12 protein-coding genes and 1 tRNA gene are annotated in these 13,329 nt (G+C 60.4%); all 13 read left to right on the plus strand.

Annotated features, from left to right (window positions below; translation table 11 throughout):
• The first annotated feature begins 82 nt into the window (after positions 1-82).
• The 13 genes from ACTG2B_RS12405 (at position 83) to nuoH (ending at position 13,323) form a co-directional block, all read left to right on the plus strand.
• Entirely contained in the window at positions 83-673 is a 591-nt protein-coding gene (locus tag ACTG2B_RS12405; protein WP_439995961.1) for a LemA family protein, read from the plus strand.
• Entirely contained in the window at positions 670-1,395 is a 726-nt protein-coding gene (locus tag ACTG2B_RS12410; RefSeq protein ID WP_058058421.1) for a TPM domain-containing protein, read from the plus strand. Before ACTG2B_RS12405 ends, ACTG2B_RS12410 begins: the two co-directional genes overlap by 4 nt.
• Before the next feature lie 20 nt (positions 1,396-1,415).
• Complete coding sequence (locus ACTG2B_RS12415; protein WP_005337196.1) at positions 1,416-2,033, plus strand: TPM domain-containing protein; 618 nt, start codon at positions 1,416-1,418, stop codon at positions 2,031-2,033.
• A 145-nt stretch (positions 2,034-2,178) separates the two neighbouring features.
• Positions 2,179-2,266, plus strand: a tRNA-Ser gene (locus tag ACTG2B_RS12420).
• A gap of 382 nt (positions 2,267-2,648) precedes the next feature.
• Entirely contained in the window at positions 2,649-3,407 is a 759-nt protein-coding gene (locus ACTG2B_RS12425; RefSeq protein ID WP_040067282.1) for a flagellar motor protein, read from the plus strand.
• Positions 3,385-4,260 (plus strand): flagellar motor protein MotB, encoded by an 876-nt coding sequence (locus ACTG2B_RS12430; RefSeq protein ID WP_376901236.1) that lies wholly within the window; start codon positions 3,385-3,387, stop codon positions 4,258-4,260. The genes ACTG2B_RS12425 and ACTG2B_RS12430 overlap by 23 nt, the downstream gene beginning before the upstream one ends.
• A 378-nt stretch (positions 4,261-4,638) precedes the next feature.
• Complete coding sequence (locus ACTG2B_RS12435; protein ID WP_005344919.1) at positions 4,639-5,043, plus strand: NADH-quinone oxidoreductase subunit A; 405 nt, start codon at positions 4,639-4,641, stop codon at positions 5,041-5,043.
• Positions 5,044-5,072: 29 nt separating this feature from the next.
• Complete coding sequence (locus ACTG2B_RS12440) at positions 5,073-5,747, plus strand: NuoB/complex I 20 kDa subunit family protein (protein WP_005344917.1); 675 nt, start codon at positions 5,073-5,075, stop codon at positions 5,745-5,747.
• 2 nt (positions 5,748-5,749) lie between these two features.
• Complete coding sequence (nuoC, locus tag ACTG2B_RS12445) at positions 5,750-7,555, plus strand: NADH-quinone oxidoreductase subunit C/D (RefSeq protein WP_005337234.1); 1,806 nt, start codon at positions 5,750-5,752, stop codon at positions 7,553-7,555.
• 80 nt (positions 7,556-7,635) lie between these two features.
• Entirely contained in the window at positions 7,636-8,178 is a 543-nt protein-coding gene (nuoE, locus tag ACTG2B_RS12450) for an NADH-quinone oxidoreductase subunit NuoE (protein WP_042658436.1), read from the plus strand.
• Positions 8,175-9,560 carry an NADH-quinone oxidoreductase subunit NuoF gene (nuoF, locus tag ACTG2B_RS12455; protein ID WP_439995962.1) on the plus strand — a complete coding sequence of 462 codons (1,386 nt, stop codon included), beginning with the start codon at positions 8,175-8,177 and terminating at the stop codon, positions 9,558-9,560. The genes nuoE and nuoF overlap by 4 nt, the downstream gene beginning before the upstream one ends.
• A 41-nt stretch (positions 9,561-9,601) precedes the next feature.
• Positions 9,602-12,358 carry an NADH-quinone oxidoreductase subunit NuoG gene (nuoG, locus tag ACTG2B_RS12460; RefSeq protein ID WP_439995964.1) on the plus strand — a complete coding sequence of 919 codons (2,757 nt, stop codon included), beginning with the start codon at positions 9,602-9,604 and terminating at the stop codon, positions 12,356-12,358.
• Positions 12,355-13,323, plus strand: coding sequence for an NADH-quinone oxidoreductase subunit NuoH (gene nuoH, locus ACTG2B_RS12465; protein WP_005337244.1), 969 nt, complete (start codon positions 12,355-12,357; stop codon positions 13,321-13,323). Before nuoG ends, nuoH begins: the two co-directional genes overlap by 4 nt.
• Positions 13,324-13,329: the final 6 nt, after the last annotated feature.

Genomic DNA, 13,329 nt, shown 5'->3' on the forward strand with positions numbered 1-13,329 from the left:
CAAGCTGGTATGGTGATGCACTCTTGGTCGTACACCATCCATGGCGCACTATCGACTCGAAATATCAAAGGAGAACAACAAGATGACCACATCACTCTGGCGCAGAACCACGCAGAGCCTGTTGACCCTGACCCTGCTGCTCGGCCTGACCGGCTGCGGCATGAACAACATTCCGACCCTGGATGAGCAGGTCAAGGCGAGCTGGGGGCAGGTGGAAAACCAGTATCAGCGCCGCGCCGATCTTATTCCCAATCTGGTCGCCACCGTCAAGGGCTACGCCAGCCATGAGCAGGAGACCCTCAAAGCGGTCACCGATGCCCGTGCCCGGGTCGGCAGCGTGCAGGTGAGCGATCCTGCCCAGCTCAAGGAGTTTGAAGCGGCGCAGAACCAGCTCTCCAGCGCCCTCTCTCGCCTGATGGTAGTGGTAGAACGCTACCCCGAGCTGAAAGCGGATCAGCAGTTCCTTGCCCTGCAGGCCCAGCTGGAAGGAACCGAGAATCGCATCTCGGTGGCACGCCGCGACTATATCGAGGCGGTGCGCCAGTTCAATACCGAGATCCGCACTTTCCCCGGCGTCATCTGGTCCAAGCTGCTCTACTCGGATCTGGAGGCCAAACCCAGTTTCAGTGCCAAACCCGGTGCCGATGAGGCGCCCAAGGTCAGCTTCCAATGAAGATGATGCTGCGCTGGTTTCTTCCCTGTCTGCTGCTCTGGGCCACTGCCCTGCAAGCGGCACCGGACTTCCCGACGCTGAGCGGACGGGTAGTGGATGAAGCCAGTCTGATGTCCCGCAAACAGGCCCATCAACTGACCCAACAGCTGGCCGCCTTTGAAAAGCGCAGCGGTATCCAGCTGGTGGTGGTCTCTGTCGACAGCCTCGATGGGGAGACTATCGAGGAGTACGGCTACCAGCTCGGTCGCCACTGGGGGATCGGCCAGAAAGGCAAAAACAATGGCGTGCTGTTGCTGATCGCCCAGGATGAGCGCAAGGTGCGGATCGAGGTAGGCTATGGATTGGAAGGCGCCCTGCCCGACGCCATCGCAGCCAACATCATCCATGGCCGCATCCTGCCCGCCTTCAAGCGCGGCGATATGGTGGCCGGGATCATGGCGGGCAGCCAGAGCATCATGAAGGCACTCGCCGGAGAGTATCAGCCGGTCGAGCAGCCAAAGAGTGACAACGGTGGCGGCCCCTGGCTGTTTATTCTGGTGGTGATTGCGATGATCGTACTCCACAACCTGCGCGGCGGTGGTGGCGGTGGGCCGGGAGGACGACGTCGGTCGACCTACATGGCCGGTGGATTGGGTGCCGGCTCCTTTGGTGGTCGCTCCGGCGGCGGATTCAGCGGTGGCGGCGGCAGTTTTGGCGGCGGCGGAGCCTCCGGTGGCTGGTAACAGGAGTAAAGAGACAAATCATGATTTCTAAACAGTTCTTCCACACGCTTCAGGCAAAGGTGCGTGAAGCGGAGCTAGAGACTGATGCTGAACTGGTCACCGTGCTGGCCCCGGCCAGCGATGGCTATCGCTACATTCCCACCCTCTGGGCGGCGCTACTGGCGATGCTCACCCCGCTGCTGGTGTTCCAGCTCGGCTTCTGGCTCGGCTGGTACGAAATCCTGCTGGTGCAGTGGTCGGTCTGGCTGCTGCTGAGCCTGCTGTTCCACTGGACCCCCATCAAGATGCGGCTCATCCCGAAGAAGGTTCGCCAGCACCGGGCTGCGCTGATGGCTCGCCTGCAATTTGTCGAACAGGGGCTGCACCGCACCCGCGACCGGCTCGGGGTGCTGATCTTCGTCTCGGCCGCCGAGCACTATGTAGAAATACTGGTGGATGACGGCATCGCCCAGCATATCGACAATGGCCAGTGGCAGGAGATCATCGACGACTTCGTGGCGCGAGTGCGCAACAAGGAGATCGAACAGGGTTTTCTGGAGTGCGTGGAACGCGTTAGCGCCATTCTGACCGACGCTTTCCCGGCCACCCGGGATCAAAACGAGTTGCCGGACAGTCTGATCATCCTCGACAAGCCCTGATCCGGTTTAAAAAAACGGCATTCTGCACAAGGGTTAAGCATTCGGAAAAGATTATGAAAAATAAGGGGAAAAGAGGTTGACCCACACAGCCCTTTCCCCTAAATTACGCCCCGTTCCAGCGCAACAGCGCAGCGAACGAAAATTTGGTGAGGTGTCCGAGTGGCTGAAGGAGCACGCCTGGAAAGTGTGTATACGGCAACGTATCGAGGGTTCGAATCCCTCCCTCACCGCCAAATCTAAAAAAACCGACCTCAGGGTCGGTTTTTTGCTTTCCGGCAAACACCTATGCCGACAAGTGAGCCAGAGCCACGCAGTGGCAGATCATCCACGCTCTCATCCCCCGGTTTGCAAAGCACTGATGGAACATCACTGCTTTTCGTATTGCCAACTCCCGCCCCCTACCTTGCTTTTGTGATTGCCCCACCCGACAAGCGTTCCTGCCTGTCACAACAGGAGCAACAAGATGATTGCAATGCCATCTTATGGCCGCAACACGCCTTCTTTTATGGACGTTACCCAGCGCCCATTAATTGCTCAGCGATTGGATATCATTTTGAAAAACTGATACTTAAGTAGCTACACTAGCGATTATCAACATGCAGGGATGTGTAAAAAATGAGCTTGATTGGCTTGGTACTGGCGTTGATCGCCATCCTTGGCGGCAACATGATCGAGGGTGGTCATCCCAGCGCACTGCTCGATCTGCCCGCATTTCTTATCGTGATCGGCGGTACCATAGGTGCTGCGCTGACCCAGTTCCCCTTCTCCGTCGTCGGCAGCACCATGAAGCGTTTCAAATGGCTGCTCTCCCCCCTCAAGCTCGACATGCATGAACAGGCCCAGTTACTGGAGACCCTGGCAGGCAACGCCCGCCGCAGCGGCATGCTGGCGCTGGAAGGGATGATCGACGAGATCAAGGATCCCTTCCTGAAGAAAGGGGTGCAGATGATGGTTGATGGTTACGAGAAAACCAAGATACACGAGGTGCTGGAGAACGAGATCGAATTTGAACAGGAAGATCTCGAACAGACGGTCAAATTCTATGAAGCCATGGGCGGCTACTGCCCGACCATGGGGATCGTCGGGGCGGTATTTGGCCTGATCCACGCCATGGGTCTGCTAGATGCCCCCGACAAGCTGGGCGGCGCCATCGCGGTGGCCTTTATCGCTACCATCTACGGGGTATCCGCAGCCAACCTGATCTTCTTGCCGTTCGGCAACCGCTACAAAGGGTTTGCCCACCAGATCCGCCACTACAAGGAGATGACCCTGACCGGCATTCTCTGCATCGTGGATGGCGAGTCACAGGCACGCCTGCAAGTTACCCTCGAACCTTATCTGGGAGGTCACGGTGGCGAAAAAGAAAAAGGCTGAAGCACCGGAGAACCACGAACGCTGGCTGGTCTCCTATGCCGACTTCATGACCCTGCTGTTCGCCCTGTTTGTGGTGCTCTACTCCTTTGCCATGGCAAAGCAGTCCGAAACCCGGGTGCTTATCCAGGGCTTTATCGAGTCGCTGGGTAAAATCGGCCTCATCTCCCCGCCTGCCGGCTCACCTTTGATGCAGGGGGGCACAGGGATTCTCGAACCGGAATCGAAGACCACGCCGAGCAGCCCGAAAGAAGAGACTGTACTGGAGAAAGATGACCCCATGGCGGCATCGGACCCCTTCAACGAGACCATAGGTGCCTCTGAAAAACCGAGCGCCACCGAAGCCTGGCCCCACAAGACCAAGGAGCAGGAGTGGGTGCAGGTGACCAAGCAGAAGCTGGAGCAGCAGCTAAAGGCCCAGATTGAATCGAAGGATCTCGAGGTCGAGCAGCTTGGCAGTCAGCTGGTGATCCGCATCGGCGAGAAGGCGCTATTCCCCTCCGATTCGGCGTTCCTGCAGCCCCAGTTCATCCCGCTGGTCAACAAGATCGCCGGTATTTTGGCCAACATCCCGGGGCAGGTAGTGGTCACCGGTCATACCGACAACTCCCAAGCGCCGGTGGAGCTCTATCGCAACAACTGGGAGCTCTCGGTGCTGCGGGCCTCTTCCATCGTGCAGACCATGCTGACCAACCCCCAGCTGGATGCCAGACGAGTCATCGCTCAGGGTGTTGCCGACACCCAACCCCGCTTTGCCAATGACACCCCCGAACATCGCCAGGCGAACCGCCGGGTCGATATCACCCTCTCTCAAGGCAAGGCCGCAGAAGAGTCGCTGCAACTGCTCAAGCCCTGACCACCACATTCCTATAACCGGATCGTCACGACAAGAGAGGCTTGCGAGCCTCTCTTTTTATTGCTCTTGCCACCCCCCTATCTCACCCGCCATCACGCTCTTCTCCCGCCTGTGCCCCCCTGCCCGCGATACCGACCGGATCCTGCTTCGCACGAGACATACCCCTTTCAGGTGATGACGAGGAGCAGCTCTCTGCGCTTTCCAGGCCTTTCTCGCCCGCCATAACCAACAAAAAAGTGCGCTTCTTAACAAAATTTAATTACCGGTTAACCGATTAATAATTAACCCGTAAAAATGACATGTAAATCAGTGCGAAAGTGTCATAATGCGTAACATTATTGTTAAGTCGCTTGATTAATTTGGTTAGGAAAAACCTCTATGTTTGCTGATATTTCTGCTCAACATTGGGCTTTTGCCATTTATGTCATCGGTGCCATCACCATCTGTCTGGTGATGATAGGCCTCGCCGCCCTGCTGGGAGGTCGTGCCTACGGCCGCACCAAGAACAAGCCATTTGAATCTGGTGTCGACTCGGTCGGCAGTGCCCGCCTGCGTTTTTCCGCCAAGTTCTATCTGGTCGCCATGTTCTTCGTCATCTTCGACGTCGAGGCGCTCTACCTGTTTGCCTGGTCTGTCTCCGTGCGGGAGAGCGGCTGGGTCGGCTTTATTGAAGCCACCATTTTCATCGGACTGCTGCTTATCGGCCTGATCTACCTCTGGCGCATCGGCGCACTGGACTGGTCACCGCGCAAACCGCAGTTGAACAACAAAAACAGTGATTGAACCACAGACCCTTTCCTTGAGGTTGCACCATGAAGTACACCCTGACCCGGATTGACCCGGATGCACCCGTTGAGCGCTACCCCCAGGAGCAGCGCCAGACCGTCGATGACCCACTGGCGCAAGAAGCGACGCGCGGCATCATGATGGGCCGTCTAGAGGAGGTGCTGCAAGACACAGTCAACTGGGGCCGCAAAAACTCCCTCTGGCCTTACAACTTCGGTATCTCCTGCTGCTACGTGGAGATGTGTACCGCCTTCACCTCCCCCCACGATGTGGCCCGCTTCGGCGCCGAAGTTATCCGCGCTTCGCCCCGTCAGGCCGATTTCATGGTGATTGCAGGGACCCCCTTCATCAAGATGGCGCCAGTCATCCAGCGCCTGTATGAACAGCTGCTCGAACCCAAGTGGGTGATCTCCATGGGGGCCTGTGCCAACTCCGGCGGCATGTATGACATCTATTCAGTGGTGCAGGGGGTGGATAAGTTCCTGCCGGTCGACGTCTACATTCCGGGTTGCCCGCCCCGTCCCGAAGCCTTTTTGCAAGCCCTGATGCTGCTGCAGGACTCCATCGGCAAAGAGCGCCGCCCCCTCTCCTGGGTGGTGGGCGATCAGGGGATCTACCGTCCCCAGATGCAGGCCGAAAAAGAGCGCAAGCGCGGCGAACGGATCAATGTGACCAACCTGCGCACGCCGGATGAGATCTGACCATGAAACTGACTCGTGATTTTCCCAGCAATTACGCCATGGCCCAGTGGCAGCCCAGCGACCACAAGGATGCCAAAGTCATTGGCGAACTGTTTGCCCACTTCGGGGCCGAGCACTTCACCGTGCAGACCACACGCACCGGCGTGCCGGTGGTCTGGCTCCCCCGCGAACTGCTGCAGGATGTGATGGGCTTTTTGCGCAAGGTGCCCTCCCCGTTTGTGATGCTGTTTGATCTCAGCGCCACCGATGAGCGGCTGCGCAGCCATCGCGACGGTCTGCCCCAGAGCGATTTCACCGTCTTCTATCACCTCATCTCCATCGACCGTAACGCCGATGTGATGTTGAAAGTGGCGCTGGCCGAAAGTGACCTGCATCTGCCCACCATCACCAACCACTTCCCCAATGCCAACTGGTACGAGCGGGAAGTGTGGGATCTGATGGGCATCACCTTCGATGGCCATCCCCATCTGACCCGGATCATGATGCCCAAGAGCTGGCAGGGTCACCCGCTGCGCAAGGATTACCCGGCACGCGCTACCGAATTCGATCCCTTCATGCTCGATGCCGCCAAACAGGACATGGAGCAGGAGAACCTGCTGTTCAAACCGGAAGAGTGGGGGCTGGCCCGCGGCAACGAGAATGAGGACTACATGTTCCTCAACCTCGGCCCCAACCACCCCTCGGCTCACGGCGCCTTCCGTCTGGTACTGCAACTCGATGGCGAGGAGATCCGCAACTGTGTGCCCGATATCGGCTATCACCATCGCGGTGCCGAGAAGATGGGCGAGCGCCAGTCCTGGCACAGTTACATCCCCTATACCGACCGGGTCGAGTATCTGGGCGGGGTGATGAACAACCTCCCCTATGTGCTGGCGGTCGAGAAGCTGGCCGGCATCAAGGTGCCGCAGCGGGTCGACATGATCCGGGTGATGATGGCGGAGCTGTTCCGCATCCAGAGCCACCTCTTGTTCCTCGGAACCTATATCCAGGACGTGGGGGCCATGACCCCGGTCTTCTTCACCTTCACCGACCGGCAGAAGATCTACACCATCATCGAAGCGATCACCGGTGCCCGCATGCATCCGGCCTGGTTCCGTATCGGCGGTGTGGCCCACGACCTGCCGAAGGGATGGCAGCGGCTGGTGCAGGACAATCTGCTGAGCTGGCTGCCCAAACGTCTGATGGATTACGAAAAAGCGGCGATGCGCAACAGCATACTGCGCGGTCGCACCATAGGCGTCTCTGCCTACACCACCGAGCAGGCGTTGTCCTGGGGCACCACGGGGGCCGGATTGCGCGCCACCGGCCTCAACTTCGACATACGCAAGTGGCGCCCCTACTCCGGTTACGATCAGTTCGACTTTGAAGTGCCGGTCGGCAGCAATGGCGATGCCTACGACAGAGCCACCGTGCGGATCGAGGAGATCCGCCAGAGCATGTCGATCATCGAGCAGTGCATGAAAAACATGCCGGAGGGCCCCTTCAAGGCAGATCACCCCCTCACCACACCGCCGCCCAAAGAGCGCACCCTGCAGCACATCGAGACCCTGATCAACCACTTCCTGCAAGTGTCTTGGGGCCCGGTGATGCCCGCTGCCGAGTCGTTCCAGATGATTGAGGCGACCAAGGGGGTCAACAGTTACTACCTGACCAGTGACGGCTCCACCATGAGCTACCGGACCCGGATCCGCACCCCGAGCTTTGCTCACCTGCAGCAGATCCCCTCGGTGATCAAGGGCAGCATGGTGTCGGACCTCATCGTCTACCTGGGCAGTATCGATTTCGTTATGTCGGATGTGGACCGTTAAGTGATCCCGCCTCCCGGCCATGGCCGGGAATTGGGATCGCCGGACGAGCAGTAAAAGGACAAGCCACCAAAGGTCAAGTCATGAGCCAGCAATGTCAGTGTCACAATAATCAGACCCCACAGGGGCAAGGGGCATGCAGCAGCAAACAGGACGACTTCGTTCTGAGCCAGGCTGAACGCGATGCCATCGAACACGAGAAACACCACTACGAAGATCCACGCGCCGCCAGCATCGAAGCGCTCAAGATCGTGCAGCAGGCCAGAGGCTGGGTACCCGATGGAGCCATTCACGCCATCGCGGCCGAGCTCGGCATTCCCGCCAGCGACGTGGAGGGGGTTGCCACCTTCTATAGCCAGATCTTCCGCCAGCCGGTAGGCCGTCACATCATCCGCGTCTGCGACAGCATGGTCTGCTACATCAATGGCCATGAAGATCTGATGGCCGGTCTCAAGGAGGTGATGAACCTGGGCCCCGGTCAAACCACCCCGGATGGCCGCTTCACCCTGCTGCCGGTCTGCTGTCTTGGCAACTGCGACAAGGGGCCAGCCATCATGATCGATGACGACACCTATGGCGGCCTCGATCCGGTGACCTTGCTGAAAACCCTGGAGGCTTACCCATGAGCCTGCCGCAAAACAAGATCCTCGCCTCTCTTGGCACCGCCAATCACACCCCGCGAGCCCCCGAGACCCACCCGCTCACCTGGCGGCTGCGGGATGACGGCCAGCCGGTGTGGCTGGAGGAGTATCAGGCCAAACAGGGGTATGACGCCGCCCGCAAGGCGCTCGGCCAGATGAGCCCGGACGAGATCGTCAGCACCGTCAAGGATGCCGGCCTCAAGGGGCGTGGCGGCGCGGGCTTCCCCACTGGCGTGAAGTGGGGGCTGATGCCCAAAGACGAGAGCATGAACATCCGTTACCTGCTCTGCAACGCCGACGAGATGGAGCCCAATACCTGGAAAGATCGCCTGCTGATGGAGCAACTGCCCCATCTGCTGATCGAGGGGATGATCATCAGTGCCCGGGCGCTCAAGGCCTATCGCGGCTATATCTTCCTGCGCGGCGAGTATGTGGATGCTGCCATCCACCTGCGCCGCGCGGTGGAAGAGGCAAAAGCCGCCGGTCTGCTGGGCAAGAACATTCTGGGATCCGGTTTTGACTTTGAGCTGTTCGTCCACACCGGCGCCGGCCGCTACATCTGTGGTGAAGAGACGGCGTTGATCAATTCGCTGGAAGGGCGCCGCGCCAACCCGCGTGCCAAACCCCCCTTCCCCGCCGTTTCCGGCGTCTGGGGCAAACCCACCTGTGTCAACAACGTCGAAACCCTCTGCAACGTCCCCGCCATTATCGGCAACGGGGTCGCCTGGTATCACGGGCTGGCGCTGCCGGGCTCGGAAGATCACGGCACCAAGCTGATGGGCTTCTCCGGCAAGGTGAACAACCCCGGGGTCTGGGAGCTGCCCTTTGGCATCACCGCCCGCGAGCTGTTTGAAAATTACGCCGGCGGCATGAAGAGCGGCTATCGCCTGAAAGCCTGGCAACCGGGCGGCGCGGGAACCGGCTTCCTGCTGCCGGAGCACCTCGATGCCCAGATGTATACCGCCGGTATCGGCAAGGTAGGTACCCGGATGGGGACTGGCCTCGCCATGGCGGTGGATGACTCCATCAGCATGGTCTCCCTGCTGCGCAACATGGAGGAGTTCTTCGCCCGCGAGTCGTGCGGCTGGTGCACGCCCTGCCGCGACGGCCTGCCCTGGAGCGTCAAGCTGCTGCGGGCACTGGAGCGTGGCGAAGGGCAATCCGGCGATCTGGCGACTCTGGAACAACTCTGCGGTTTCCTTGGCCCGGGCAAGACCTTCTGCGCCCACGCACCGGGCGCCGTCGAGCCGCTGGCCAGCGCCATCAAATATTTCCGCTCCGAATTCGAGGCCGGGATCAAAGGCAGCGGTGATAACCGCAAGCCGGTCAAAGGGATCCAGCCCAATCTGCTGGGCGAGCGCTGGTAACGACACCACAGATTTCACAAAACAGGTTTCAGGGAAGTTGTATGGCAACCATTTATGTAGACGGCAAAGAGTACGAGGTAGACGGAGCAGATAACCTGCTGCAAGCCTGTCTGTCGCTGGGTCTGGACGTCCCCTATTTCTGCTGGCATCCGGCGCTGGGTAGCGTTGGCGCCTGCCGCCAGTGTGCGGTCAAACAGTATCAGAATGCCGATGACAAACGCGGTCGTCTGGTCATGTCCTGCATGACCCCGGCCACCAATGGCAGCTACATCGCCATCGAGGATGAAGAGGCTAAAGAATTTCGCAAGAGCGTGGTGGAGTGGCTGATGACCAACCACCCCCACGACTGCCCGGTGTGTGAAGAGGGCGGCGCCTGCCACCTGCAGGACATGACAGTGATGACTGGCCACAACAGCCGTCGCTACCGCTTCACCAAACGCACCCACCAGAATCAGGAGCTGGGCCCCTTCATCGGTCACGAGATGAACCGCTGCATCGCCTGCTACCGCTGCGTCCGTTACTACAAGGATTATGCCGGTGGCGAGGATCTCGGGGTCTATGGTGCCCACGACAACGTCTATTTCGGGCGAGTCGAGGATGGCACCCTGGAGAGCGAATTTTCCGGCAACCTGGTGGAGGTCTGCCCCACCGGCGTCTTCACCGACAAGACCCACTCCGAACGTTACAACCGCAAGTGGGACATGCAATTTGCCCCTAGCGTTTGCCAGCAATGCTCCGTGGGCTGCAACATCAGCCCGGGCGAGCGTTATGGCGAGCTGCGCCGCATCGAAAACCGCTTCCACGGCAGCGTCAACCACTACTTCCTTTGTGACCGTGGCCGCTTTGGCTATGGCTATGTCAACCTGACCGACCGCCCGCGCCAACCGCTGCTCAACGATGGTAACGACAAGCTGGCCATCACGGTCGATGGCGCCCTCAACCGCGCCGCCGATGCCCTGCGCAGTGCCAGCGACCTCATCGGCATCGGCTCGCCCCGCGCCTCGCTGGAGAGCAACTTTGCCCTGCGCGAGCTGGTGGGTGAAGCCAACTTCTACGCTGGCGTCGAGCAGGCCGAGTGGGCCTGTCAGCTGAAGATGCTGCAGATCCTGCAACAGGGCTGCGTGCCGACTCCGAGCCTGCGGGACATGGAAGAGGCCGACGCCATTCTGCTGCTCGGCGAAGATGTCACCATGAGCGCCGCCCGTATCGCGCTGGCGCTGCGTCAGGCTGTCAAGGGCAAGGCCCGCGAGCTGGCCCGCAAGATGAAGGTGGATTTGTGGCAAGTCGCCGCAGTGCAGACCCTGGGGCAGAGCGAGCGCTACCCGCTGCTTATCACCAGCCTCGACACCACCCGTCTGGACGATGTGGCGGCCGACAAGCTGCACGCCCCCTATGCCGATCAGGCGCGCCTTGGCTTTGCCATCGCCAACCTGCTCGACCCGGCCGCACCGGCCGTGAGCGACCTCTGCCCCGAACAGCGGGCACAAGCGGCTCGCTGGGCCGAGCTGCTCGGCAACGCCAGGAAGCCGCTCATCATTGCAGGCTCCAGTGCCCGCGATGTGGCGCTGCTTGAGGCGGCCAGCAACATTGCCCGCGCCCTGAAAGGCCGAGGTCTAGAAGCCAGCATCGCGCTGGTTGGCCAGGAGGCCAACTCGCTGGGTCTGGCCATGCTGGGCGCTCAAACCTTGACAGACAAGCCACTCGAAGCCGCCCTTGCGCGTATCGAGTCAGAAGAGGGGTTGGCGCTGGTCACCCTGGAGAACGATCTCTACCGCCGCGCGCCGCGCAACCGGGTGGATGCTGCGCTGGCACGGCTGCAGCACCTGCTGGTCATCGACCATCAGGCAACTCCGACCGCCAACAAGGCTGATCTGGTGCTGCCAGCCGCCAGTTTTGCCGAAGCCGATGGCACCCTGGTGAACATGGAAGGGCGCGCCCAGCGCTTCTTCCAGGTCTATGCACCCGCCTTCTACAACGCCGATATTCAGGTGCGTGAAGGGTGGCGCTGGGTGGCGGCGCTGCAAGGGGCGATCGAACGCAAACCGCTGCGCTGGCAGAACTTCGAGCAGATCAGCCACGCTTGCGCCACCAGCAATCCGCTGCTGGCTACCATGCTGGAAGCGGCGCCCAACGCAGGCTTGCGGATCCGTGGCATGCGACTGGCCCGTGAGCCGCATCGTTACAGCGGTCGCACCTCCATGCTGGCGGATCAGAACGTCAGCGAGCCGCGGGTAGCGCAAGATCCCGACTCCCCCTTCAACTTCTCCATGGAAGGGTATGCCGGAGCCCGTCAGCCGCTGCCGCAAGTACCGTTCGCCTGGGCGCCGGGCTGGAACTCTCCCTCCGCATGGAACAAGTTCCAGGATGAAGTGGGTGGCAAACTGCGTGCTGGCGATCCGGGTCGCCGTCTGCTGGAAGCAACAGACCCGCAGGCAGAAGGCAAGGAGCTGCTCGGCTGGTTCACCACCATCCCCGCCCCCTTCAAGGCCGCAGAGGCGCTGCAAGTGGTCAATTATGCCCAGCTGTTTGGCGGCGAGGAGCTCTCCGCTCGCAGCCCGGTCATTCAGGCCCGGATGAACGAACCCGAGCTGGTGCTCAATCCCCTTGATGCAGAGCGTCTGGCCCTCCACGGGGACAGTCAGGTCTCCTTCTCCTGGGGCGGGAGCCACTGGCAACTGCGTCTGCGGCTTAGCGAGCAGCTGAGCGCCGGTCTGGTGGGGCTCCCCCTTGGGGTGAACGGCCTGCCGACAGCCCTGCAACAAGCCTCAATCACTAACCTGCAGGAGGTGATCGCATGAGCGAGTCGCTGATCGATCTGTTGCTGGAGGTGGGCAAGGCACTGATCGTGCTGGTGGGGATCGTGGGGGCTGGCGCCTTCATGAGCTTCATCGAGCGCCGTCTGCTGGCCCTGTGGCAGGATCGCTACGGCCCCAACCGGGTGGGGCCGTTTGGTCTGCTCCAGCTGGCCGCCGACATGATCAAGATGTTCTTCAAGGAGGACTGGATCCCGCCGTTCGCTGATCGGCGGATCTTTATCCTGGCCCCCATCATCGCCTTCACTGCCTTTATTCTGGCGTTTGCGGTGGTGCCCATCACCCCCACCTGGGGCGTGGCGGATCTCAATGTGGGGCTGCTCTACATCCTGGCCATCGCAGGGCTGGCGGTCTATGCGGTGCTGTTCGCCGGCTGGTCGAGCAACAACAAATACTCATTGCTCGGCAGCTTGCGCGCCTCGGCCCAGACCCTCTCCTACGAGGTGTTTCTGGGCTTGTCGCTGATGGGGATTGTGATCCAGACCGGCAGTTTCAACCTGCGGGATATCGTCGAGGCACAGGCAGACTTGTGGAACGTGGTGCCCCAGATCCTGGGCTTTGTCACCTTCCTGTTTGCCGGTGTCGCCGTCACCCACCGTCACCCGTTCGATCAGCCGGAAGCCGAGCAGGAGCTCGCCGACGGCTATCACATCGAGTATGCGGGGATGAAGTGGGGTCTCTTCTTCGTGGGCGAATATATCGGCATCGTGCTGATCTCCTCGCTCATCGTGACCCTCTTCTTCGGTGGCTGGCACGGCCCCTGGCTGCCCCCCTTCATCTGGTTTGCCCTGAAGACCGCCTGTTTCATGGTGTTCTTCATCCTGCTGCGGGCCTCCCTGCCTCGCCCGCGCTTTGACCAGGTGATGTCGTTTGGCTGGAAAGTCTGCTTGCCGCTGACCCTGATCAATATGCTGGTCACCGCGGCAGTTGTACTGATAAGTACGCAGTGAGGCACT

It is taken from the genome of Aeromonas sp. 30P, assembly GCF_051919805.1.
GTDB lineage: Bacteria > Pseudomonadota > Gammaproteobacteria > Enterobacterales > Aeromonadaceae > Aeromonas > Aeromonas veronii.